General features: G+C 69.8%; 21 protein-coding genes. 15 read left to right on the top strand and 6 right to left on the bottom strand.

The window, feature by feature from the left end:
- The first annotated feature begins 5 nt into the window (after nt 1–5).
- The 5 genes from thiB (at nt 6) to BOX17_RS03555 (ending at nt 6,516) form a co-directional block, all read left to right on the top strand.
- Nucleotides 6–1,013: a thiamine ABC transporter substrate binding subunit gene (thiB, locus tag BOX17_RS03575; protein ID WP_208858089.1), complete on the top strand. Its 1,008-nt coding sequence runs from the start codon at nt 6–8 to the stop codon at nt 1,011–1,013.
- A complete protein-coding gene (gene thiP / locus BOX17_RS03570) occupies nt 989–2,692 on the top strand; it encodes a thiamine/thiamine pyrophosphate ABC transporter permease (protein ID WP_208858088.1) in 1,704 nt (567 codons plus the stop codon). The genes thiB and thiP overlap by 25 nt, the downstream gene beginning before the upstream one ends.
- A complete protein-coding gene (locus tag BOX17_RS03565) occupies nt 2,676–3,329 on the top strand; it encodes a thiamine ABC transporter ATP-binding protein (RefSeq protein WP_071942091.1) in 654 nt (217 codons plus the stop codon). Before thiP ends, BOX17_RS03565 begins: the two co-directional genes overlap by 17 nt.
- Nucleotides 3,330–3,482: 153 nt before the next feature.
- A complete protein-coding gene (gene ilvD, locus BOX17_RS03560) occupies nt 3,483–5,327 on the top strand; it encodes a dihydroxy-acid dehydratase (RefSeq protein WP_071946606.1) in 1,845 nt (614 codons plus the stop codon).
- Nucleotides 5,328–5,403: 76 nt separating this feature from the next.
- Nucleotides 5,404–6,516, top strand: coding sequence for an oxidoreductase (locus tag BOX17_RS03555; RefSeq protein WP_071942090.1), 1,113 nt, complete (start codon nt 5,404–5,406; stop codon nt 6,514–6,516).
- A gap of 32 nt (nt 6,517–6,548) precedes the next feature.
- Here the strand turns inward: BOX17_RS03555 and nudE are convergent, their stop codons facing one another.
- Entirely contained in the window at nt 6,549–7,154 is a 606-nt protein-coding gene (nudE, locus tag BOX17_RS03550) for an ADP compounds hydrolase NudE (RefSeq protein WP_071942089.1), read from the bottom strand.
- Between the two features lie 159 nt (nt 7,155–7,313).
- Here nudE and yrfG point away from each other — a divergent pair, with 159 nt between their 5' ends.
- The 9 genes from yrfG (at nt 7,314) to BOX17_RS03505 (ending at nt 17,430) form a co-directional block, all read left to right on the top strand.
- Nucleotides 7,314–8,042, top strand: coding sequence for a GMP/IMP nucleotidase (yrfG, locus tag BOX17_RS03545; RefSeq protein WP_071942088.1), 729 nt, complete (start codon nt 7,314–7,316; stop codon nt 8,040–8,042).
- On the top strand, nt 8,035–8,421 hold the full coding sequence (gene hslR, locus BOX17_RS03540; protein ID WP_071942087.1) for a ribosome-associated heat shock protein Hsp15: 387 nt from the start codon (nt 8,035–8,037) through the stop codon (nt 8,419–8,421). The genes yrfG and hslR overlap by 8 nt, the downstream gene beginning before the upstream one ends.
- A 94-nt stretch (nt 8,422–8,515) precedes the next feature.
- Nucleotides 8,516–9,391: an Hsp33 family molecular chaperone HslO gene (gene hslO, locus BOX17_RS03535; RefSeq protein ID WP_071942086.1), complete on the top strand. Its 876-nt coding sequence runs from the start codon at nt 8,516–8,518 to the stop codon at nt 9,389–9,391.
- 272 nt (nt 9,392–9,663) lie between these two features.
- Complete coding sequence (locus tag BOX17_RS03530; protein WP_071942085.1) at nt 9,664–11,232, top strand: phosphoenolpyruvate carboxykinase; 1,569 nt, start codon at nt 9,664–9,666, stop codon at nt 11,230–11,232.
- Nucleotides 11,233–11,364: 132 nt separating this feature from the next.
- Nucleotides 11,365–11,862 carry a peptide-methionine (R)-S-oxide reductase MsrB gene (gene msrB, locus BOX17_RS03525; RefSeq protein ID WP_071942084.1) on the top strand — a complete coding sequence of 166 codons (498 nt, stop codon included), beginning with the start codon at nt 11,365–11,367 and terminating at the stop codon, nt 11,860–11,862.
- A 56-nt stretch (nt 11,863–11,918) separates the two neighbouring features.
- Complete coding sequence (locus BOX17_RS03520; RefSeq protein WP_071942083.1) at nt 11,919–14,282, top strand: Tex family protein; 2,364 nt, start codon at nt 11,919–11,921, stop codon at nt 14,280–14,282.
- 84 nt (nt 14,283–14,366) lie between these two features.
- On the top strand, nt 14,367–16,040 hold the full coding sequence (gshA, locus tag BOX17_RS03515; protein ID WP_071942082.1) for a glutamate--cysteine ligase: 1,674 nt from the start codon (nt 14,367–14,369) through the stop codon (nt 16,038–16,040).
- Nucleotides 16,037–16,573: a disulfide bond formation protein B gene (locus BOX17_RS03510; protein WP_071942081.1), complete on the top strand. Its 537-nt coding sequence runs from the start codon at nt 16,037–16,039 to the stop codon at nt 16,571–16,573. Before gshA ends, BOX17_RS03510 begins: the two co-directional genes overlap by 4 nt.
- Before the next feature lie 8 nt (nt 16,574–16,581).
- Nucleotides 16,582–17,430 (top strand): alpha/beta hydrolase, encoded by an 849-nt coding sequence (locus tag BOX17_RS03505; RefSeq protein WP_071942080.1) that lies wholly within the window; start codon nt 16,582–16,584, stop codon nt 17,428–17,430.
- A 13-nt stretch (nt 17,431–17,443) separates the two neighbouring features.
- Here BOX17_RS03505 and BOX17_RS03500 read toward each other — a convergent pair whose 3' ends face one another.
- The 5 genes from BOX17_RS03500 to BOX17_RS03480 are packed head-to-tail and all read right to left on the bottom strand — an operon-like array spanning nt 17,444 to nt 21,997.
- Nucleotides 17,444–18,124 carry an ABC transporter ATP-binding protein gene (locus BOX17_RS03500; RefSeq protein WP_071942079.1) on the bottom strand — a complete coding sequence of 227 codons (681 nt, stop codon included), beginning with the start codon at nt 18,122–18,124 and terminating at the stop codon, nt 17,444–17,446.
- A 1-nt stretch (nt 18,125) separates the two neighbouring features.
- Nucleotides 18,126–18,869 (bottom strand): ABC transporter ATP-binding protein, encoded by a 744-nt coding sequence (locus BOX17_RS03495; protein WP_071942078.1) that lies wholly within the window; start codon nt 18,867–18,869, stop codon nt 18,126–18,128.
- Nucleotides 18,862–19,881: a branched-chain amino acid ABC transporter permease gene (locus tag BOX17_RS03490; protein WP_071942077.1), complete on the bottom strand. Its 1,020-nt coding sequence runs from the start codon at nt 19,879–19,881 to the stop codon at nt 18,862–18,864. The genes BOX17_RS03495 and BOX17_RS03490 overlap by 8 nt, the downstream gene beginning before the upstream one ends.
- Entirely contained in the window at nt 19,874–20,794 is a 921-nt protein-coding gene (locus BOX17_RS03485; RefSeq protein WP_071942076.1) for a branched-chain amino acid ABC transporter permease, read from the bottom strand. Before BOX17_RS03485 ends, BOX17_RS03490 begins: the two co-directional genes overlap by 8 nt.
- Before the next feature lie 60 nt (nt 20,795–20,854).
- Nucleotides 20,855–21,997, bottom strand: coding sequence for an ABC transporter substrate-binding protein (locus BOX17_RS03480; RefSeq protein WP_071942075.1), 1,143 nt, complete (start codon nt 21,995–21,997; stop codon nt 20,855–20,857).
- Between the two features lie 378 nt (nt 21,998–22,375).
- Here BOX17_RS03480 and BOX17_RS03475 point away from each other — a divergent pair, with 378 nt between their 5' ends.
- Complete coding sequence (locus BOX17_RS03475; protein ID WP_071942074.1) at nt 22,376–22,876, top strand: Rsd/AlgQ family anti-sigma factor; 501 nt, start codon at nt 22,376–22,378, stop codon at nt 22,874–22,876.
- Nucleotides 22,877–22,890 lie beyond the last annotated feature (14 nt).

Here is a 22,890-nt window from a genome sequence, read left to right as displayed (position 1 = left end):
ACGCCATGCAACGCATGATCGCGACGGGCGCCCTGGCGCTGGCCGGCCTCGGCGCCGGCGCATCGGCCGCCGCCGACCGTACCCTGACGGTCTACACCTACGACTCCTTCGTCTCCGAGTGGGGGCCGGGGCCCGGCATCGAGGAGGCCTTCGAGGCCCGCTGCGGCGACTGCGACCTCGAGTTCGTGGCCCTGCCCGGCGGGGTCGACATCCTCCAGCGCCTGCGCCTGGAAGGCGAGGGCACGGGGGCGGACCTGGTGCTGGGCCTGGACATGAACCTGATGGCCGAGGCCCGGGCGCTCGACCTGCTGGCCCCCCACCAGGCCGACCTGGCGCCGCTGTCGCTGCCCATCGCCTGGGACGACGAGACCTTCCTGCCCTACGACTGGGGCCACTTCGCCTTCGTCTACGACACCGAGCAGCTCGAGACGCCGCCGGCGAGCTTCGCCGAACTGCTCGAGGCCCCCGAGGACGTCCAGCTGATCCTCCAGGACCCGCGCACCAGCGTCACCGGCCAGGGGCTGCTGCTGTGGATCAGGAAGGTCTACGGCGACCAGGCCCCGGCCGTCTGGGAGCGGCTCAACGAGCGGGTGCTCGCCGTCACCAACGGCTGGAGCCAGGCCTACTTCTCGCTGTTCATGAACGGCGAAGCGCCCATGGTGCTCTCGTATGCCACCTCGCCGGCCTACCACATGGCGGTGGAGGGGACCGAGCGCTACCAGGCCGCCGAGTTCGAGGAGGGGCACTACCTGCAGGTGGAGACCGCCGCGATGCTGCGCACCACCGAGCAGCCCGAGCTGGCCCGGGACTTCCTCGCCTTCATCCTGACGCCGGACTTCCAGCGCCACATACCGCTGGGCAACGTCATGAACCCGGCCATCGACCTGGGCGACGAGCTGCCCGAGGTCTTCGACCGGCTGATCCAGCCCGAGAGCCTCACCTTCACGCCCGAGGAGGTCCGCGCGCACCGCCGCGACTGGATCCGCGAGTGGCTCAACGCCAGCGTGCGTTGACCGGCGTGACGGCACCCGCGCGCTGGGCCACCCGGTCCCGCTGGCCGCCGGGCCTGGGCCTCGCCGCCCTGACAGCGGTGGTGGGGCTCGGGCTCGGCAGCCTCGGCGCCCTGCTGTGGCAGGCCCGGGGCGTGCATCCGGCGGCCCTGTGGCAGGAGCCCTGGCTCGCCGCGGTGCTGCGCTTCACCCTCTGGCAGGCGACCCTCTCGACCCTGCTGGCCGTGGGGCTCGCCGTGCCGGTGGCCCTGGCCCTGGCGCGGCGCCCGCGCTTCCCGGGGCGCGCCCTGCTGCTGCGCGCCATGGAGCTCTCGCTGGTGCTGCCGACCCTGATCGGCCTGTTCGGCCTGGTGGCCGTGCACGGCCGCCGGGGCTGGGCGGCGCCGCTCTGGGAGTGGCTGGCCGGGTCGGAGTCGGGCTACCTCTACGGCCTCTCCGGCATCGTGCTGGCCCACGTCTTCTACAACCTGCCGCTTTCGGCCCGGCTGATGCTGCAGGCCCTGGAAACGGCACCCGCGGCCCACTGGCGGCTGGCCTCCCAGCTGGGCCTGACCCGCATGGCGCTGTGGCGCACCCTGGAATGGCCGCGCCTGAAACCCCTGCTGCCGCGGCTGGCGGCCCTGGTCTTCACGCTCTGCTTCACCAGCTTCGCCATCGTCATGACCCTGGGCGGGGGGCCGCGCTCCTCGACCCTGGAGGTGGCGCTCTACCAGGCGCTGAAGTTCGATCATGACCTGGCGCTGGCGGCCCTGCTGGCGCTGACCCAACTGACCATCTGCCTGTCGCTGTGGCTGCTGGCCCTCTCCCGGGGCGGCACGCCCTCGCTGGTGGTGGGCAGTGTCTCGCTGCCGGCCGGCGGGCGTTGGCGTCGTCGCGATGCCGCCGGTGTCTCGCGGGCCACCGATGCCGTCTGGCTCACCGCCCTGGCGGCGCTGCTGCTGCCCCCGCTGGCCGCCGTGGTGCTGGCGGGCCTGGCCGGGCTGCCGGACCTGCCCCGCCAGGCGAGCCTCTGGCCCGCGGCGGGGCGCAGCCTGGTCATGGCCCTTGGCGCGGCGCTCGGGGCCCTCGCGCTTGCCCTGGCGCTGCTCGTCGGCAGCCGCTGGCTGAGGGCCCGGCGGCGGGGCGCGGCGGCGCTGCTGATGGAGGGGGGCGGCCAGCTGATCCTGGTGATCCCGTCGCTGGTGCTGGGAACCGGCCTCTTCCTGCTGCTGCGGCCAACGCTCGGCAGCGGCTGGCAGGGCTATGGCCTGGTGGTGCTGGTCAATGCCTTCATGGCGCTGCCCTTCGCCATGCAGGTGATCCGCGGTGCGCTGCCGGGCCTCTCGGCCCCCGAGGAGCGCCTGGCCGACCAGTTCGGCATCCGCGGGCGCCCCCGGCTGCGCTGGCTGGTCTGGCCGCGGCTGCGGCGTCCCCTGGCCCTGGCGCTGGCCTATGCCATGACCCTGTCACTGGGGGACTTCAGCGTGATCGCCCTGTTCGGCAGTCCCTCGGCGCCGACCCTGCCCATGCTGCTCTACCAGCAGCTGGGCGGCTATCGCTGGCAGGGCGCCGCCGCCACGGCGCTGCTGCTGCTGGCGCTGGTGGTGCTGGTGTTCGTACTGCTCGGCCTGCTGACCCGCCGAACGCCCCGCTATCCCTGGAACCGCTTCGCCCGCGAGGAGCGCCATGCTCGAGTGCCGTGACCTGATCTTCCACTACGATCGCCACGACCCCGGCGAGACCCCGGACTTCCACTTCGACTTCCGGCTCGCGCCGGGGGAGTGCCTCTCGGTGGAGGGGCCCTCGGGGGCCGGCAAGAGCACCCTGCTCGGCCTGCTGGCGGGCTTCCTCGAGCCTGCCAGCGGCACCCTCGTCTGGCAGCACCAGGACCTGCTGGCCCTGCCGCCCTGGGAGCGCGGCATCACCACGGTCTTCCAGGAGCACAACCTCTTCGACCAGCTGCCGGTGTGGCTCAACGTGGGGCTGGGGCTGGCGCCGGACATGCGCCTGTCCCGGGAGCAGCGCTATCGGGTCCGGGAGGGACTGGCGGAGGTGGGACTCGAGGGCCTGCATGACCGCCTGCCCGCGGAGCTCTCCGGCGGCCAGCGCCAGCGGGTGGCGCTGCTGCGGGCGCTGCTGCGCGGATCAAAGATCCTGCTGCTCGACGAGCCCTTCTCGGGGCTGGACGAGACGACCCGGGATGGGCTCTGGGCCCTGGTCCGCCGTCAGAAGGCGGCGGGGGCCGCCGTGCTGCTGGTCAGCCACGATCGCGACGACATCGAGGCCCTGGCCGACCGGCGCTGCCGGCTCCAGGCGGGGCGGCTGCTGCCGGTCTCCTGAGGGGGCGGCCGGGATGATGGCCGGGCGGAGGGTGTCGCCGCTGGCCTGTCGTGCGGGCGCATGCCAGAATCGCCTTCACTGGACACCACCATCGCCCCGGCCCCTCGACCGTTCGAGCCGGCGAGGGGCGGCATGCACGAAGAAGAGGACATCATGCCCGAGTATCGTTCCCGCACCACCACCGCCGGTCGCAACATGGCCGGCGCCCGCGCCCTGTGGCGCGCCACCGGCATGAAGGACGACGACTTCCACAAGCCGATCATCGCCGTGGCCAACTCCTTCACGCAGTTCGTGCCCGGCCACGTGCACCTGAAGGACATGGGGCAGCTGGTGGCCCGCGAGATCGAGAAGGCCGGCGGGGTGGCCAAGGAGTTCAACACCATCGCCGTGGACGACGGCATCGCCATGGGCCACGACGGCATGCTCTACTCGCTGCCGAGTCGCGACCTCATCGCCGACAGCGTCGAGTACATGGTCAACGCCCACTGCGCCGATGCCCTGGTGTGCATCTCCAACTGCGACAAGATCACTCCGGGAATGCTCAACGCCGCCATGCGTCTGAACATCCCGGTGATCTTCGTCTCCGGTGGCCCCATGGAGGCGGGCAAGACCAAGCTGCTCGACCACGGCATCGACCTGATCGATGCGATGATTTCCGCCGCCGACGACCGCTACAGCGACGAGGAGATCGAGGAGATCGAGCGCAGCGCCTGCCCGACCTGCGGCAGCTGTTCGGGCATGTTCACCGCCAACTCCATGAATTGCCTGATGGAGGCCCTGGGCCTGGCGCTGCCGGGCAATGGCACGGTTCTGGCGACCCACGCCGATCGCCGCCGGCTGTTCGAGGAGGCGGGAAGCCGCATCGTCGAGCTGGCCAAGCGTGTCTACGAGGGCGACGAGGCGCACCTGCTGCCCCGTGCCATCGGCAACAAGGCGGCTTTCAGGAACGCCATGACCCTGGACATCGCCATGGGCGGTTCCACCAACACCATCCTGCACCTGCTGGCCGCCGCCCAGGAGGGCGAGGTGGACTTCACCATGGCCGACATCGACCGGCTGTCGCGGGAGGTGCCGCAGCTCTGCAAGCTGGCGCCCAACACCCAGCAGTATCATATCGAGGACTGTCACCGCGCCGGTGGCATCATGGCGATCCTCGGCGAGCTCGACCGGGCCGGCGTGCTCGATACCCGGGTGCCCACGGTCTATGGCGACAGCCTGGCGGCGGCGCTTGCGGAGTGGGACATCATGCGCTCGCCGAGCCCCGAGGTAGTGGAGTTCTACAAGGCCGGCCCCGGGGGGATCCCCACTCAGGAGGCCTTCTCCCAGGCCGCCCGCTGGCCGAGCCTCGACGGCGACCGTGCCACCGGCTGCATCCGCGATCTCGAGCACGCCTTCTCCCGCGAGGGGGGGCTGGCGGTGCTCTTCGGCAACATTGCCCATGACGGCTGCGTGGTGAAGACCGCCGGCGTCGACGAGTCCATCCTGGTCTTCGAGGGCCCGGCCCATGTGGTGGAGTCCCAGGACCAGGCGGTGGAACACATCCTCGGTGGCCAGGTGAAGGAGGGCGAGGTCGTGGTCATCCGCTACGAGGGCCCCAAGGGCGGCCCCGGCATGCAGGAGATGCTCTACCCGACCTCGTACCTGAAATCCAAGGGGCTCGGCAAGGCGTGCGCGCTGCTCACCGACGGACGCTTTTCCGGCGGTACCTCGGGACTCTCCATCGGCCACGCCTCCCCTGAGGCGGCGGCGGGCGGTGCCATCGGGCTGGTCCAGAGCGGTGACCTGATCCGCATCGACATCCCCGCCCGGACCATCGACGTCCAGCTCTCCGACGAGGAGCTCGCCCGTCGCCGCGAGGCCGAGGAGGCGAAGGGGGCGGATGCCTGGAAGCCGAGCATCCAGCGCGACCGCCGCGTCTCGGCGGCGCTCAAGGCCTACGCACTGCTGGCGACCTCCGCCGACAAGGGCGCGGTGCGCGACCTGACGAAGCTGGACTAGCCTTGAAAAGCCGCCACCGGCATGCCCACCCCGGCCGAGTGCCGGGGTCCGTGACACCTGCAGGGAAGCCAGCACGATGAAGACACAGACGATCAGCGTCGGCCTGGTGGGCTTCGGCATGGCGGGACGCACCTTCCATGCGCCGCTTATCCAGGCGTCGCCGAGCCTGGAGCTCAACGCCGTGGTCAGCCGCGATCCTGACCGGGTCAGGGCCGACCTGCCTGCGGCGGAGGTCCTGCCCAAGGCGGCGCAGCTCTTCGCCCGACGCGACATCGACCTGGTGGTGATCGCCACCCCCAACGAGACCCACTTTCCGCTGGCGAAGGCGGCACTGAACGCCGGCAAGCACGTGGTGATCGACAAGCCCTTCAGCGTCACCGCCTCCGAGGCCCGCCTGTTAAAGGCCCAGGCCGACGAAGCGGAACGTCTGCTCAGCGTCTTCCACAACCGCCGCTGGGACAGCGACTTCCTGACCCTCAAGTCGCTGATCGAGGACGGCACCCTGGGGCGGGTGGTGTCCCTGGAGTCGCGCTTCGACCGCTTCCGTCCCCAGGTCACCGACCGCTGGCGCGACCGCCACCAGCCGGGCGCGGGCATCTGGTACGACCTCGGGCCGCACCTGCTCGACCAGGCCCGCGAGCTCTTCGGCATGCCCCGGGCGATCCTGCTTGAACTGGCCACCGCCCGTGAGGGTGCCGAGGTAGACGACGACTTCCTGGCACTGCTGGAGTACGACCACCTGCGGGTGACCCTGCAGGCCAGCTCCCTGGTGGCCGAGCCGACCCCGCGCTTCCGCGTGCACGGCACCAGCGGCAGCTTCGTCAAGTACGGCCTGGATCCCCAGGAGGGCTGGCTCAAGGCGGGCCAGCGGCCTACGCCGGGCTGGGGCGTGGACGCCTCGCCCGGCACCCTCACCCTCGACAAGGCAGGGGTAGAGGGGGACCGAGAGGAAACGCGGGAGGCGGTCGCCCTGGTCAGCCGCGAGGCGCCGGTGGTGCCGGGCGACTACACCGCCTATTACGACGGCATCGCCGAGACGCTGCTCAATGGGGCGCCGCCGCCGGTGACCAGCGAGTCGGCCCTGGATGTGATGACCCTGCTGGAGACGGGCCTCGACAGCTATCGCCAGGGCCGCTGGGTGAAGCTCAAGGAGGGCGGCAGCAAGCTGCGCCGGCTGCACCATCGCTAGGCGGGGGGGCCGCCTAGGCGGTCGCGCCGGGCTCACCAGAGCCCGGCGAGGTCGGGGGCCTCGCCGCGCAGCTTGTCCCGGGCGATGAACAGGGCGGCGATGGCGCGGGCCTCGTGGAAGTCCTCCCGGGCCAGCAGGGCGGAGAGCTCGTCGATGGCATGGGTCTCCACGATCAGCGGCTCCGGCTCGTCGCCGGGCAGGCGCTTCGGGTAGAGGTCGGTGGCCAGCAGCACCTGCATGCGGTGGCGCATGTAGTTGGGGGCCAGCGACAGTTCCACCAGGGGCTCGATGCGATGGGCCCCGAAGCCGCACTCCTCCATCAGCTCGCGATTGGCCGCGGTGACGAGGTCCTCGCCCGGGTCCACGAGCCCCTTGGGCAGGGTCAGCACGTAGTCCTCGAAGCCGGCGGCGTACTCGCGGATCAGCAGCACATGCTCAGGGTCGGGCATGGCCACGATCATCACGGCCCCGACGCCCTGGCCGGTGCCGGTGAGCCGCTCGAAGGTGCGCTCCTCGCCATTGGAGAAGCGCAGGTCCAGCTCCTCCACGTGGAACAAGCGACTGCGCGCCACGCTGCGACGGTCGAGGATGTGCGGCCGCGTGGGCCAGTGCCGGGAGGGATCGTGCGGGTCTGACATGGCGGTATTCCGTTTGGCGATTGATAGGGCGATGGATAGGGCGATGGATAGGGCGAGCGACAGGGCCATGGGCGAGGCCCGACGGGCGTTATGCGTCATCCATGGCGATTCGATACAATACTACGTTCCTACGGCCCCCGACTCACTCCCGGAGTAGCGATGATCGACTGGCGCGCCATCGATACCGTCCTGCTGGACATGGACGGCACCCTGCTGGACCTGCACTTCGACAGCCACTTCTGGCTCGAGCACCTGCCGCGACGCTACGTGGAACTGCACCGCCTCGACGACTCGACCCAGGAGGAGATTCGCGCGCGGATCATCCGTGAGCAGGGCACCCTCAACTGGTACAGCCTGGCCTACTGGAGCCGCGAGCTGGGGGTCGACGTGGTCGCTCTCAAGCGGGAGGTGCAGCACCTGATCGGCCTGCGCGGCGACGCCCTGGACTTCCTGCAGTGGCTGAAGGCGGCCCACCCGCGGGTCGTGCTGGCCACCAACGCCGACCGGGAGAGCCTGGCGCTCAAGCTGCCGCTGACCGGGCTGGAGGAGTATCTCGACGCCATCGTCTCCTCGGAGGATCTCGGCGTGCCCAAGGAGGAGCAGGGCTTCTGGTTCGCGCTGCAGGAGGTCGAGCCCTTCGATCCCGAGCGGACCCTGTTCATCGACGACAACGCCGCGGTGCTCGAGAGCGCCCGCGAGTTCGGCATCCGCCACCTGCTCGGCATCAAGCAGCCGAACAGCCGCCGGCCCGAGAAGGAACTCGAGGAGTTCATCGCCCTGGATCGCTTCGCCAGCATCCTGCCCGAGGAGCGGCCGGCCCTTTCCATGGAGCAACCTGCCGGAGAGCAGCCCGGCGGAGAACACCCCGGTGGAGCGCGCCATGGGTAGCGTGCGACTCGACAAGTGGCTCTGGGCGGCGCGCTTCTTCAAGACCCGGGCGCTCGCCAAGAAGGCCATCGAGGGCGGCAAGGTCCACTACAACGGGGGCCGGGCCAAGACCAGCAAGGCCGTTGAGGTCGGCGCGCTGATCCGGGTGCCCCAGGGCTGGGACATCCTGGAGGTCGAGGTGGTAGACCTCTCCGAGCAGCGGCGAGGGGCACCCGAGGCCCGGGCGCTCTACCGCGAGACGCCCGAGAGCCTCCAGCGGCGCGAACGCGAGGCCGAGGCGCGTCGCCTGACCAACCAGGCCATGCAGCACCCCCTCAAGCGACCCGACAAGAAGCAGCGCCGCGAGATCAAGCGGTTCCAGGAGCGGGCCGGCGAGTGAGCCGCGGCCCCCGGCGTTTCCGCCGCGCCCCGGCGATGGCCTACCCGCCACCGGGGCCCCGCGATAGCCATTCATCCTTCAGGTTCCATACGACATGAACGACCAGATCCAGCGTTTTCTCTTCGAGCGCACCAACGTGCGCGGCGAGATCGTCACCCTCGAGCGCTCCTATGCCGAGGTGCTCGATCGTCACGAGTACCCGGCGGCGGTGAACCACCTGCTGGGCGAACTGCTCTGCGCGGTGGCCCTGCTCACCGACACCGTCAAGCTTGATGGCACCCTGAGCATCGAGGTGCGCGGCCAGGGGGCGCTCTCCCTGCTGATGGCCGAGTCCAACCCCGGGGGCGAGCTGCGCGCGATCGCCCGCCTGGCCGAGGACGCCCCGATTCCCGGCGAGGAGGCCGGCTTTCGCGACCTGGTGGGCGACGGGCAGATCGTGATCACCCTGGACCCGACCGATGGCCATCGCTACCAGGGCATCGTGGCCCTGGAGCACGACAGCCTGGCGGGTTGCCTGGCCGCCTACTTCGTCCAGTCCGAGCAGCTGCCCACCCGGCTCTGGCTCCGCGCCGACGGCCGGCGTGCGGGAGGGCTGCTGCTGCAGCGCATGCCCGACGAGTCGCTCAACCAGGACGACGACGCCTGGGAGCGCACCGTGCAGCTGGCCGAGACGCTGAAGCAGGAGGAGCTGCTGGGCCTCGAGCCGCTCGAGGTCCTTCGCCGGCTCTACCACGAGGAGGAGGTGCGGGTCTTCGATCCCAAGGACCTGCGATTCGGCTGCACCTGTTCCCGCGAACGCATCGCCAACGCCCTGATGACCCTGGGCGAGCAGGAACTCCGCGAGGTGCTGGCCGAGCAGGGCGGCATCGAGACCCAGTGTCACTTCTGCCATACCCGCTACGCCTTCCCGGCCTCGGAGGTCGAGGCGATGCTCGACGCCCCCCAGGGGCCGGCGTCAACCGTGCATTGACGGCGGTCGCCGCCCGGTGCTGCAGAGCAGCATGCACTCTCCCGTGAGCGGTAGTGAACGTCGCCGATGTAGTAGTAAAACTACAAGAAATTCGCCAATGAACGGCGTTTCCCGGCGGCCGGCTTTTTGCCATAATGGCCCGGATTTTCCGGTTCGGTCGCCGATGAACTAGACGGGGCACACCCCGCAGGCGGCGACCATGGCATGACCCACGTTGCGTCACCGACGCTCGGCACACGAGAGAGAAGCGGCCGCAAGGCCCAGGAAACGACATGACCACGACTCAAGCCGCCCCCCCGCACGCCGCCACTTCCCACGTCAACCTCTGCAGTGCCGAGCTGATCGAGCGGGCAGTGGCCAACGGGGAAGGTCGCCTGGCCGCCAATGGCGCCCTGGTGGTGAACACCGGCGTGCGCACCGGTCGCTCCCCCAAGGACCGCTACATCGTCGACGAGCCGAGCACCAGCGGTCACATCGACTGGGGCAGCGTCAATCGTCCCTTCCACGCCGACCGGTTCGAGGCGCTCTGGACGCGGGTCGAGGACTACCTGGCCCGTCACGAGTCCTATGTCTCCGAGCTGCACGTGGGCAGCGACCCGACCCACTACCTGCCGGTGCGGATCACCACCGAGACCGCCTGGCACAACCTGTTCGGTCGGACCATGTTCGTGCGCCCCGAGGCCTACAACCCGTCGACCAAGGACGAGTGGACCATCCTCAACGCTCCCTTCTTCGAGTGCGACCCGGCCCGGGACGGCACCAACTCCGAGGGCTGCGTGATCCTCAACTTCGCCCAGAAGAAGGTGCTGATCGCCGGCATGCGCTACGCCGGCGAGATGAAGAAGGCGATGTTCTCGGTCCTGAACTTCCTCCTGCCGGCCGCCGACGTGCTGCCGATGCACTGCTCGGCCAACGTGGGCGAGGACGGCGAGACCACGCTGTTCTTCGGCCTCTCCGGCACCGGCAAGACCACGCTCTCCGCCGACCCGGCGCGTTTCCTGATCGGCGATGACGAGCATGGCTGGGGACCGGGCACCGTCTTCAACTTCGAGGGCGGCTGCTACGCCAAGTGCATCGATCTCTCCGAGAAGAACGAGCCGATCATCTGGCATGCCATCAAGTTCGGCACCGTGCTGGAGAACGTCGTCCTCGACGACCGTCGCGAGCCGGACTACGCCGACGACAGCCTGACCCAGAACTCTCGTGCCGCCTACCCGCTGCAGCACGTCGAGAAGCGCGTGGTCGACAATCGCGCCGACGAGCCCAACGCCATCGTCTTCCTGACCTGCGACATGAGCGGCGTGCTGCCGCCGGTCTCCGTGCTCTCCAAGGAGGCCGCTGCCTACCACTTCCTCTCCGGCTACACCGCCAAGGTCGGCTCCACCGAGATGGGGTCCTCGGCCGGCCTCGAGGCGACCTTCTCCACCTGCTTTGGCGCGCCGTTCTTCCCGCGTCCGGCCCGGGAGTATGCCGACCTGCTGATCCGCCGCGTGTCCGAGAAGGATGCCCAGGTCTACCTGGTCAACACCGGCTGGACCGGTGGCGCCCACGGGGAGGGCGGCTCGCGCTTCTCCATCCCGACCACCCGCGCCATCATCAGCGCCATCCAGACCGGCGTGCTGCGCGACGTCGAGACCCGCCAGCTGGACGGCCTGAACCTGGCCGTGCCCACCGCCGTGCCGGGCGTCGACTCGCGCCTGCTCGATCCCCGGGAGACCTGGGAAGACAAGGCCGCCTACGACCGGAAGCGTGACGAGCTGGCCGCCAAGTTCGTCGAGAACTTCAAGAAGTTCGACGGCGTCAACGAGGCGATCCTCAAGGCCGGCCCTCGCCTGATCTGAGGCGGTCGGAGAGAACCCGAACGCCCTGGACCTGTCCGAGAGGGGGAAGCCGAGGCTTCCCCCTCTTTTTTTGGTGTAAGGAAATCGGGGAGAGCACGACACAGATCACACCCCGTTGATGGGAGAACGACCATGAAGCGACGTCATTTCCTCGGGCTGGTGGGAGTCGGCGGCATCGCCGGCCTGGTCCCCGGACTGGCCCTGGCCCGGCCCAAGCCCGATCTCGTGCGTGCCGAGGGTCTCGAGGTGCTGGACCTCTCCGAGGCCGAGTGGCGGGAGCGGCTGAGCGATGCCCAGTTCGATGTGCTGCGCCAGGCGGGCACCGAGCCGGCGTACTCGAGCCCCTTGGACAAGGAGACCCGCGAGGGGGAGTACCGCTGCGCGGGCTGCGACCTGCTGCTCTTCACCAGCGACATGAAGTACGACTCCGGCACCGGCTGGCCGAGCTTCTTCGAGCATGTCGAGGGGCACCTGCTGACCAGCGTCGACTACTTCCTGGTCTTCCCGCGCACCGAATACCACTGCGCCCGCTGCGCCGGCCACCAGGGCCACGTCTTCGAGGACGGCCCGGAACCCACCGGCCTGCGCTGGTGCAACAACGGCCTGGCGCTGCGATTCGTCCCCGCCTGAACGACGTTTGTGATACCTTGTCGTGATCGTCTGGACGTTTGATTGCCAAGGATTTCATGGACGCACACGACAAGATCATCGCCCGCCTCGCCGAGGAACTCGCCGTACGTCCGCCGCAGGTCTCGGCCACGGTGGAACTGCTCGACGGCGGGGCCACCGTGCCCTTCATCGCCCGCTACCGCAAGGAGGTCACCGGCGGGCTGGATGACATCCAGCTGCGCCAGCTCCACGAGCGACTCGCCTACCTGCGTGAGCTGGAGGAACGTCGCGAGGCGGTCATCGCCGCCATCGACGAGCAGGGCAAGCTCACCGACGCGCTGGCCGCCAGCCTGCGCGCCGCCGATACCAAGCAGCGGCTGGAAGATCTGTATCTTCCCTACAAGAAGAAGCGGCGCACCAAGGCCCAGATCGCGCGGGAGGCCGGCCTCGAGCCTCTCGCCGATGCCCTGCTGGCCGACCCGACCCTGACGCCCGATACCGAGGCGGCGCGGTACCTTCGCGCCGCCGAGGGCGACATCCCCGCCATCGAGGACGCCAAGGCGGCCTTGGACGGCGCCAAGCAGATCCTAATGGAGCGCTTCGCCGAGGACCCCGAGCTGGTCGGGCGTCTGCGCGAGCGGCTGTGGAGCGAGGGGGAGCTCTCCGCCCGGCTCATCGCCGGCAAGGAGCAGGAGGGCGCCAAGTTCTCCGACTACTTCGAGCATGACGAGGCGCTCGCGAAGGTGCCGTCGCACCGGGCGCTGGCGATGTTCCGGGGCCGCAACGAGGGCGTGCTGGCGCTGACCCTGCGCCTGCCCGGCGAGGAGGACGCCCCGGTCCATCCGGCCCAGGTGGCCATCGCCCGCCACTTCTCGATCAGCGACCAGGGGCGAGCCGCCGACCGCTGGCTCGCCGAGGTGGTGCGCTGGACCTGGCGGGTCAAGCTCTACACCCACCTCGAGACCGAGCTGATGGGGCGGCTGCGCGAACGCGCCGAGGCCGAGGCCATCGAGGTCTTCGCCGCCAACCTGAAGGACCTGCTGCTGGCCGCCCCGGCGGGCCAGAAGGCGACCCTGGCCATCGACCCCGGTCTGCGCACCGGCTGCAAGGTGGCGGTGGTGGACGCCACCGGCCAGTTCCTCGAGCACGCCACCATCTATCCCCATGCGCCCCGCAACGCCTGGGAGGCCTCGCTGGCCGAGCTGGCGAAGCTGGTGGAGAAGCACGACGTGGCGCTGATCGCCGTGGGCAACGGCACCGCCAGCCGCGAGACCGACCGCCTGGCCGGCGACCTGGTCAAGGCCTTCGCCTCGTCGCAGGGGCGGGGCCAGCGTCATCTCGCCAAGGTGATGGTCAGCGAGGCCGGCGCCTCGGTCTACTCCGCCTCGGAGTACGCCTCCCGGGAGTTCCCCGACCTCGATGTCAGCATCCGCGGCGCGGTCTCCATCGCCCGTCGCCTGCAGGACCCGCTGGCGGAACTCGTCAAGATCGAGCCCAAGTCCATCGGCGTGGGCCAGTACCAGCACGACGTCTCCCAGCTGCAGCTGTCCAGGAGCCTGGAGGCGGTGATCGAGGACTGCGTCAACGCCGTGGGTGTGGACCTCAACACTGCCTCCAGCGCGCTGCTCTCCCGGGTCGCCGGCCTCAATGCGGCGCTGGCCGACAACATCGTCGCCCGTCGCAACGCCGAAGGGGCCTTCACCAGCCGCCGGGCGCTGCTCGACGTCAGTCGGCTGGGGCCCAAGACCTTCGAGCAGTGTGCGGGCTTCCTGCGCATCATGAATGGTGACAACCCACTGGATGCCAGCGCAGTTCACCCCGAGGCCTACCCGCTGGTGGAGCGTATCGCCAGCCGCAGCGGCCGCGACCTGGCCGGCCTGATCGGTGACAGCGCCACCCTCAGATCGCTCAAGCCCGCCGACTTCGCCGACGAGCGATTCGGCGTGCCCACGGTCAGCGACATCCTCGCCGAGCTCGACAAGCCGGGACGCGACCCGCGCCCCGAGTTCAAGGCGGCCGAGTTCCGGGAAGGCGTCGAGACCCTCAAGGACCTCGAGCCCGGCATGATCCTCGAGGGCAGCGTGACCAACGTCACCCACTTCGGCGCCTTCGTCGACATCGGCGTCCACCAGGACGGCCTGGTGCACATCTCGGCGCTCTCCGAGAAGTTCATCGAGGACCCGCGCACGGTGGTCAAGGCCGGTGATATCGTCAGGGTCAAGGTGATGAGCGTGGACCTGGCCCGCTCGCGCATCGGCCTCTCCATGCGGCTGGATGACCAGCCGGACGCCCAGGGCGACGACCGGGCCGGTGGCAAGGCACGCCGGACGACCGGCGAGCCGCGAAGCCGGGGCAAGGCCGCCCGCAGCAAGGCGCCGGAGCAGGGGGGCCAGATGGGCGCCCTGGGCGCGGCCCTCCTGCAGGCCAAGAAAGGCCGCTGACCTGGATGCGCCGCCGCCCTCGAGGCGCTACTGCCCTTGAAGGGCTACTGTTCTTGAAGGGCGATTGGGCGGCGCCATAATCTGATGCTTGTCGGGCGCCCAGGCGCCCGCCTTACCACATATGGGGTGACCATCTTGTCCGAATCGCTTACCGCCCGCGTCGACCGACTCAAGGGGCTGGCCGACCAGGGTCTAGTCGGCCGACTGCGTCGCGGCATCGAAAAGGAAGGGCTGCGGATCGACGGCGAGGGGCGCATCGCCGCCACCCCGCATCCGACGGCCCTGGGGTCCAAGCTGACCCATCCGCACATCACCACCGACTACTCCGAGGCGCTGCTGGAGTACATCACCCCGGTCTACTGCCGACCGGGGGACGCCATGGACTTCCTCGGCGACCTGCACCGTTTCAGCTATCGCCACCTGGATGGCGAGCTGATCTGGCCGGCGAGCATGCCGGCGCGGCTCGACGGCAACGACAGCGTGCCCATCGCCGACTACGGCAGCTCCAACGTGGGCATCATGAAGCACGTCTACCGCAAGGGGCTGGACCTGCGCTACGGGCGGATCATGCAGTCCATCGCCGGGCTGCACTACAACGTCTCGCTGCCCGACGACCTCTGGCAGCTGCTGCGCGAGATCGACGGCGAGATCGACACCCCGTTGAGGGACTACCGCTCGTCGCGCTACTTCGGCCTGATCCGCAACTTCCGTCGCCACAGCTGGCTGCTGCTCTACCTCTTCGGCGCCTCGCCGGCGCTGGATCGCAGCTTCCTGCCCAGCGGCGAGCTGCCGCAGAAGCTTCGCCGCCATGGCGAGGACACCCTGGTCTCGCGCCATGCCACCAGCCTGCGCATGTCGGACCTGGGCTACCAGAACAAGGTGCAGGAGCAGCTCAAGATCTGCTTCAACTCGCTCTCCAACTACGTCAACACCCTGCGTCACGCCATCGCCACCCCCTGGCAGGACTACCGGAAACTGGGCGTGCACGAGGCGGGCGAGTGGCGCCAGCTCAACGCCAACATCCTGCAGATCGAGAACGAATACTACAGCGACATCCGCCCCAAGCGGGTGGCGCGCCAGGGCGAGACCCCCAGCCAGGCGCTGGAGGCCCGCGGGGTGGAGTACATCGAGGTGCGCTGCCTGGACCTCAATCCCTTCCTGCCCCTGGGCGTCGACGAGCCCCAGATCCGCTTCCTCGACACCTTCCTGATGTGGTGCCTGCTCCGCGAGAGCCCGTGGATTCCCGACGACGAGTGCGACCGGCTGGACGACAACCGTCGCCTGGTGGTCGAGCGTGGCCGGGACCCCGAGCTGCGCCTGCTGCAGGACGGCCGGCATCGCTCCATCGCCGACTGGGGCGGCGAGATCCTGGCCGAGATGGTCCCGGTGGCGGCGCTGCTGGACCGGCAGGAGGAGGGCGAGCCCCACGGGGAGGCCCTGGCCGCCCTGGCGCCGCGACTCGATGACCCGGCCCGGACGCCCTCCGGGCGCCTGCTCGACCGGCTCGAGTCGACCGGCGAGTCCTTCCTCGAGGCCATGCTGGGCCTCGCCCGGGAACAGGCCGAGGCCTTTCGCGAAACGCCCATGGACCCGGCCCGGGAGGCCCTGTTCGACGAGCTGGTGGCGACTTCCCACGCCCAGCAGGCGGATATCGAGGCCGCCGACGAGGAGGACTTCGACACCTTCCTGGCCCGCTACTTCGAGCGTGCCCGCGAGGTCCGCAGTGTCACCCCGCTGCAGACGGGGGAGCCCTCATGATCGATGACCTGCGGGAGTTCGAGGTGCGGGCGTGGAGCCTCGCCGGGCTCGCCTTCTGCGTGCTGATGATGGCCGTGGCCCTGGTGCTCGAGCATGTCGTCGGGCTGGAGCCCTGCCCGCTGTGCATCTTCCAGCGGGTGGCGGTGCTGGCCGCCGCCGCGGTGTTCCTGGTGGCCGCGCTCCACAACCCCGACGGTCGCCTCGGGGCGGTGCTCTACGGGCTGCTGTCGCTGGGTGCCGTGGGGGGCGGCATCGCGGTGGCCGGCCGCCACCTGTGGCTGCAGTCGCTGCCGCCTGACCAGGTGCCGACCTGCGGTCCGGGGCTCGACTACATGATGGAGATCCTGCCCTGGCAGCAGGTGGTGTCCAGGGTGTTCACGGGCTCCGGCGAGTGCGCCGAGGTCAGCTTCCGCCTGCTGGGCCTGTCGCTTCCGGGCTGGACCCTGGTCGGCTTCCTGGTGCTGGCGCTGGTTCCGCTGGGCCTGCTGCTGGCGGCCAACCGCCCCCGACACGGCTATCACTGGCGGGGCTAGGCGGGGCCATGCTCTATCGCCACCTGGCCTCCCAGGAGGAGATCGACCGGGCCTATGACCCCATGCGGGGGCGTGACGGCGCGGCCCTGGTCGCCGACTGGCGCGCCCGCAGCGCCCGCTCGCGGGAGACCCTCTTCCTGACGCCCGACGTTTCCTACGGGCCGACCCTCGCCGAGCGAATGGACGTCTTCGACAGCGGCATCGAGGGCGGCCCGGTGCATCTGTTCTTCCATGGCGGGTACTGGCGCGCGCTGGGCCACGCCGAGTTCGGCTTCGTCGCCGATGGCCTGGTGGCCGCGGGCATCACCGTGGCGGTGGTCAACTATGCCCTCTGTCCCGCGGTGCGCTTCGGCGAGGTGGTCCGCCAGAGCCGGGCGGCGGTGGCCTGGATGCATCGCCATGGCGCCTCGCTCGGCGTGGACCCGACGCGGCTAAGCGTCTCCGGCCACTCCGCGGGTGGTCACCTCTGCGCCATGCTGCTCGCCAACCGCTGGGAGGAGGAGTACGGCCTGCCCGACGACCTGATCCGCGGGGCCCTCTCGATCAGCGGCCTCTACGACCTCTCGCCCTTCCCCTGGTCCTGGCTGCAGCCCAAGCTCCAGCTCACCGGCCGTGACGTGGCGGACTACAGCCCCCTGCACCAGCCCTGCCGGGTGCCGGCCCGGGTGCGACTCGTTGCCGGCGGCGAGGAGTCCGACGAGTTCGCGCGTCAGATGGAGGCCCAGGCCGCGCACCTGCGCGGGCAGGGCTGCGAGGTCGACAGCGCGCTGCTCCCCGGCGACGACCACTTCTCGATCCTCGACCACTATCGCCCCGGCGGACGCTTCGTCGACGAGATCGCGGCCTTCCATCGCTGAGGCGGCGTGTGGCCTACACCCCCAGATAGCGGTCGCGCAGGTGGGCGTCCAGCGCCGCGGGCGTACCCGTCCACACCGTGCGTCCCTTCTCCAGGATGGTGCAGCGGTCGGCCACCGGCAGCAGCTCGCCGAGCGACTTGTCGACGATCAGGGTGGACTGACCCTCCGCCTTGAGTCGGCGAAGCGCCGACCAGATCTCCCGACGGATCACCGGGGCCAGGCCCTCGGTGGCCTCGTCGAGCACCAGCAGTCGGGGGTTGGTCATCAGCGCCCGGCCGATGGCGAGCATCTGCTGCTCCCCGCCCGACAGGGTGTCGGCCATCTGGTGGCGCCGCTGGCCGAGACGCGGGAAGAGCGCCTCGACGCGCCCCTGGTCCCAGGGCCCGGGCCGGGCGGTGACGACCAGGTTCTCGCGCACCGAGAGGTTGGGAAAGCAGCGCCGCCCCTCGGGCACCAGCCCCAGTCCACGCTGGGCGATACGGAAGGCCGGCAGCCGTCGCAGGTCCCGCCCCTCGAACTCGATCCGCCCCCGGCGTGCCGGGGTCAGGCCGAAGAGCGAGCGGATGGTGGTGGTCTTGCCCATGCCGTTGCGGCCCATCAGGGCCACCATCTCGCCGGTCTCGACGTGGAGATTGACGCCGAACAGCGCCTGGGAAGGCCCGTAGAAGGTCTCGAGGTCGGTGATCGTGAGCATCTCAGTCTCCCAGGTAGGCCTCCTGCACGCGCGGGTCACGACGGATGGCGTCACTGCCGCCGTGGGCGATGACGTGGCCGTCGACCAGCACGGAGAGGCGGTCCGCCAGCCGGAAGACCGCGTCCATGTCGTGCTCGATCAGCAGGATGGGCACCTCCCGCTTCAGGGTCTCGAGCAGCTCGGTGAGGCGCCCCGAGCCCTCCGGCCCGAGGCCGGCCATGGGCTCGTCGAGGAGCAGGGCGCGGGGCTCGAGCACCAGCGCACAGGCAACCTCCACCTGCCGGCGCTCGCCGTGGGAGAGCGCCGCCACCGGGGTGTCGGCACGCTGGCCCAGGTGCACCCGCTCCAGTGCCTTCCGGGCCGGAGTGACCAACCGCGCGTCGCGTGCCACCGGCGTCCAGAAGCGGAAGCTGTGGCCCGCCCGCGCCTGGGCACCGATCATCACGTTGCGCAGCGCGCTGAGGGGCTCGGCCAGCGACGAGACCTGGAAGCTGCGACCGAGGCCGAGGCGGGCCCGGGCGGCGACGCCGAGGCCTGTGATGTCGCGCCCCGCAAGATGGATGCGTCCCGCATCGGGCCTGAGGCTGCCGGCGATCTGGGCGATCAGGGTCGACTTGCCGGCCCCGTTGGGGCCGATCAGCGCATGGATCTCGCCGGCCCGCAGGTCCAGCGAGACGTCCCGCGTGGCCTCAAGGGCGCCGAAGCGCTTGTGCAGCCCCTCGATCGAGAGCACCTCCTCACCCATGCGGCTCCCCCCCGGCCAGCCAGCCGATCACGCCTTGCCTGGCGAACAGCACCACGCCGAGCAGCACCAGGCCGAGGAAGAACAGCCAGTATTCGGTCAGCCCGCCCAGCAGGGTCTCCATCAGCACATAGACGATGGCCCCGGCCAGCGGCCCGAAGAGGCGACCGACCCCGCCGAGGATGACGATCACCATCAATTCCCCGGAGAGGTGCCAGCTGAGCATGGCCGGGCTGACGAAGCCGTTGAGGTCGGCGTAGAGGGCGCCGGCGAGCCCGGTGATCATGGCCGAGATGACGAAGGCCGTGAGGCGGATGGGGTAGGGCGAGATGCCGGCAGTGGCCAGCCGAGTCTCGTTGAGCCGGGCCATGGTCAGGGCGGCGCCGAAGCGCGACCCCATCAGCCGCGAGGTGAGCCCCATGGCGAGCAGCAGCAGGGCGAAGCAGACCAGGAAGAAGGTCAGCGGGTCCTGACTGTCGACCAGCGGCAGGCCGTTGCGCAGATAGATCGGCAGGCCGTCCTGGCCCCCGTAGCTGGGCCAGGAGGTGGCGAAGTAGTAGACCATCTGGGCAAAGGCCAGGGTGATCATGATGAAGTAGACCCCGGTGGTGCGCAGCGAGACTGCCCCGATCGCCAGCGCCAGCAGGCCGCACGCCAGCAGCGCCACCGGCCAGATCGCCAGCATCTCGTCGCTTCCGGGCAGGCCCATCAGCAGGCTGCCGTCGAAGGCGTGGTAGGCGCTGATGCCCGCCACGTAGCCCCCCACGCCGAAGTAGGCAGCATGGCCGAAGCTGATCATCCCGCCATGGCCGAGGGCGAGGTTCAGCCCCACGCCCGCCATGGCCACGAGGACGATGCGGGTGGCCAGGTTGACGTAGTAGGCCTCGCCCAGCAGATGGGCCACGAGGGGGGCAAGCAGCGTCAGCGCCAGCAGGCCGATGTTGACCAGGCCCTGGCGCCCGAGCCACGGGGCGCCCACGGGAGCGGCGGCGGTGTCGTGAGGGTGCTCAGTCATGGGCGGCGAAGAGTCCCTGCGGCTTGAAGGCGAGGATGACGGCCATGAGGATGTAGATCAGCATGGCGGCGAGGGCGGTGCCGACCCCGGCGGCCTCCGAGGGGCTCATGAAGTGACCGAACAGGGCCGGCAGGAAGATGCGCCCCAGGGTATCCACCACGCCGACCAGGACCGCGCCCAGCAGGGCGCCCTTGATCGAGCCGATGCCGCCGATGACGATCACCACGAACGCCAGGATCAGCACCGGCTCGCCCATGCCGACCTGCACCGATTGCAGCGCCCCCACCAGGGAGCCGGCGAGCCCGGCCAGGGCGGCCCCCAGGGCGAACACCAGGGTGTAGAGCCGCTGGATGTCGATGCCGAGGGCGCCGATCATCTCGCGATCGCTCTCGCCTGCGCGGATGCGCATGCCCAGCCGCGTGTGCGAGATCAACAGGTAGAGCCCGGCGGCGATGAGCACGCCCACGGCGATGATCATCAGCCGGTAGACGGGGTAGCGGGAACCGCCGGGCAGGGCCACGGAGCCCGATAGCCACTCCGGCGGGCTCAGCCAGAGCGGCGAGGAGCCGAACAGCCAGCGCGTGCCCTCCGAGAAGATGAGGATCAGGGCGAAGGTGGCGAGCACCTGGTCCAGGTGCGGGCGTCGGTAGAGCCGTCGGATCACCAGCAGCTCCACCACGCCCCCCGCGACGGCGGCCGCGAGGGTGCCGGCGGCCAGGCCGATCAGGAAGGAGCCGGTCGAGGCGGTGGCCAGGGCGGTCACGTAGGCCCCGACCATGTAGAAGGACCCATGGGCCAGGTTGATCAGCCCCATCACGCCGAACACCAGGGTGAGGCCGCTGGCCATCAGGAACAGCATGGTGCCGAGTTGCAGGCCGTTGATGAGTTGCTCGATCAGCAGGGTTGCGCTCACGACGGAGGGTCCGTGGCCGGGAATCGGGAGAACCGGGCCGCGAGCGGCCCGGGGCGTCGGTCACATCTGGCACTGCTCGGCGTACACATCCTGGATGTCCTCGATGGCGAGCCCGACCAGGCGGTTGGTGGGCTCCCCGTCCTCGCCCTCGACCACCTCGCGGACGAAGATGTCCTGGATCGGATGCTGATTCGGCCCGAAGCGGAACTTGCCGCGCACCGAGGCGAAGTCGGCCTGGCGAAGGGCCTCGCGGAAGGCGTCCTGGTCGTCGGGGTGCGCCTTGTCCAGCGCGCTCAGGATCAGGCGGGCGGTGTCGTAGCCCTGGGCCGCATAGAGGGTCGGGGTGCGCTCGTAGGCCGCCCGGAAGCCCTCGACGAAGGCCTGGTTGGCCTCGTTGTCCAGGTCGTAGGCCCACTCCGAGGTATTGATGGCGCCGATCGCCGCGCTGCCGACCGCCTTGATGATGATCTCGTCGAAGGAGAAGGCCGCGCCGAACACCGGCATGTCGACGCCCGAGTTCTCCCACTGCTTCATGAAGGAGATGCCCATGCCGCCGGGCAGGAAGAAGAACAGGCTGTCGGCGTCGCTGGCGCGGATCTGGGCGATCTCGGCGGCGTAGTCGGTCTGGCCGAGCTGGGTGTAGAGCTCGTCGGCCACCTCGCCCTCATAGAGGTGCTTGAAGCCGGCCAGGGCGTCCGTGCCGGCGGGGTAGTTTGGCGCCATCAGGAAGGGGCGCTCGAAGCCCTGCTCGCGCATGTAGGCGCCCATGGCGCCGTGCAGGTTGTCGTTCTGGTAGGCCACGTTGAAGTAGTTCTCGTGGCACAGGCGGCCGGCCAGGGCCGAGGGCCCGGCATTGGGCGAGAGGTAGAAGGTGCCCTGGCGCACCACGGACGGCACCACGGCCATGGCCAGGTTGGACCAGATGATGCCGGTCATGATGTCGACCTCATCGCGCTGCAGGAACTCGTTGGAGAGCGTCTTGGCGAGGTCGGGGCGACGGGCGTCGTCCTTGATCAGGACCTCGATGTCGTCGCGCTGTGCCTGGTCGATGGCCAGCATGAAGCCGTCTCGCACGTCGACGCCGAGATGGGAGCCACCCCCCGAGAGGGTGGTGATCATGCCGATCCTGACCTCCTCGGCCTGGGCCGTGGCTATGGCGGTCGTCATCAGCAGGCCGAGGCCGGCACGGGTCAGCTTGTTCATGGAAATGCCCTCTGGTGTCCTGATGGTCTCATGGTGCGAGGCGCTGCGCTTACGGCCCGCTTTCTCTCGCCCTATCCTGCGTCGGGTTCTCTCACCGATACAAGGCGCTGCGAATCAAGGTGCTGCAAATCAAGGTGCTGCAAATCAAGGTGCTGTGAATCAAGGTGCAGTGAATCAAGGTACTACGAATGCCTCGACAGGCTCTCCACGCTCCTCCATCGATGCAGGCATCCTACCCTGTCGGCGGGCCTCGGGTTACATCGCGGGGCGTGCGCTTCCCCGTTTGGCAGGATTGACACCGCCCCCGGCAGGCGCGAGTCTGTTGTCTCGCAGGTCGAGCGCGCTGTCGCGGCCGGCCATCGAGCGAGGGAGGAGCCCATGCTGGAAGATTGCACGAATGCCCAGGAACGCTGGGGGGGTGTCCACCAGCTGATCGATCGCTGGCTCGATGAGCGTCGTGCGCTGCTGGTCCACGTCGTCGAGCTCAAGGACGCCTGCGACGCCGAGCTGGAGACCGTCTCCAAGGCGAGTGTCGACGCCTTCAGCGAACGGCTGATGGACTACATCAGTGCCGGCCACTTCGAGATCTACCCGCAGCTGCGCGAGGAGGCCCGTGCCTTCGACGACGAGGCCGCCCTGGCGCTGGCCGACCGGCTGATGGAGCGTCTCGAGATGTCCACCGAGCTGGTGCTCGCCTTCGACGAGGACTACGCCTCATCGGCGCGCTGCCAGCAGCACCTCGTCCGGCTGCCCGCCTGGATCGATCGCCTGACCAGGGGGCTGGGTGAGCGCTTCAAGCTGGAGGACCAGCTGATCGCCCGGCTGCACGCCGCCCATTCGCCGGGTGCCGCTCACGCCGAGGCCGACTCCCGGGCCTGAGCCACCGCCCCTCG

This window comes from Halomonas aestuarii, assembly GCF_001886615.1.
GTDB classification, from domain to species: Bacteria; Pseudomonadota; Gammaproteobacteria; order Pseudomonadales; family Halomonadaceae; genus Halomonas; species Halomonas aestuarii.
The sequence above is the reverse complement of the archived record's forward strand: the minus strand, read 5'-3'. Positions and strand labels throughout refer to the sequence as shown.

Coding starts and splice junctions, on each gene's coding strand:
- BOX17_RS03475 (WP_071942074.1), top strand. CDS start 22,376: ATGCTGGAAGATTGCACGAATGCCCAGGAACGCTGGGGGGGTGTCCAC.
- ilvD (WP_071946606.1), top strand. CDS start 3,483: ATGCCCGAGTATCGTTCCCGCACCACCACCGCCGGTCGCAACATGGCC.
- BOX17_RS03500 (WP_071942079.1), bottom strand. CDS start 18,124: ATGCTCACGATCACCGACCTCGAGACCTTCTACGGGCCTTCCCAGGCG.
- BOX17_RS03530 (WP_071942085.1), top strand. CDS start 9,664: ATGACCACGACTCAAGCCGCCCCCCCGCACGCCGCCACTTCCCACGTC.
- gshA (WP_071942082.1), top strand. CDS start 14,367: ATGCTTGTCGGGCGCCCAGGCGCCCGCCTTACCACATATGGGGTGACC.
- yrfG (WP_071942088.1), top strand. CDS start 7,314: ATGATCGACTGGCGCGCCATCGATACCGTCCTGCTGGACATGGACGGC.
- BOX17_RS03510 (WP_071942081.1), top strand. CDS start 16,037: ATGATCGATGACCTGCGGGAGTTCGAGGTGCGGGCGTGGAGCCTCGCC.
- BOX17_RS03495 (WP_071942078.1), bottom strand. CDS start 18,869: ATGGGTGAGGAGGTGCTCTCGATCGAGGGGCTGCACAAGCGCTTCGGC.
- msrB (WP_071942084.1), top strand. CDS start 11,365: ATGAAGCGACGTCATTTCCTCGGGCTGGTGGGAGTCGGCGGCATCGCC.
- hslR (WP_071942087.1), top strand. CDS start 8,035: ATGGGTAGCGTGCGACTCGACAAGTGGCTCTGGGCGGCGCGCTTCTTC.
- thiB (WP_208858089.1), top strand. CDS start 6: ATGCAACGCATGATCGCGACGGGCGCCCTGGCGCTGGCCGGCCTCGGC.
- BOX17_RS03565 (WP_071942091.1), top strand. CDS start 2,676: ATGCTCGAGTGCCGTGACCTGATCTTCCACTACGATCGCCACGACCCC.
- BOX17_RS03505 (WP_071942080.1), top strand. CDS start 16,582: ATGCTCTATCGCCACCTGGCCTCCCAGGAGGAGATCGACCGGGCCTAT.
- BOX17_RS03490 (WP_071942077.1), bottom strand. CDS start 19,881: ATGACTGAGCACCCTCACGACACCGCCGCCGCTCCCGTGGGCGCCCCG.
- nudE (WP_071942089.1), bottom strand. CDS start 7,154: ATGTCAGACCCGCACGATCCCTCCCGGCACTGGCCCACGCGGCCGCAC.
- hslO (WP_071942086.1), top strand. CDS start 8,516: ATGAACGACCAGATCCAGCGTTTTCTCTTCGAGCGCACCAACGTGCGC.
- BOX17_RS03480 (WP_071942075.1), bottom strand. CDS start 21,997: ATGAACAAGCTGACCCGTGCCGGCCTCGGCCTGCTGATGACGACCGCC.
- BOX17_RS03520 (WP_071942083.1), top strand. CDS start 11,919: ATGGACGCACACGACAAGATCATCGCCCGCCTCGCCGAGGAACTCGCC.
- BOX17_RS03555 (WP_071942090.1), top strand. CDS start 5,404: ATGAAGACACAGACGATCAGCGTCGGCCTGGTGGGCTTCGGCATGGCG.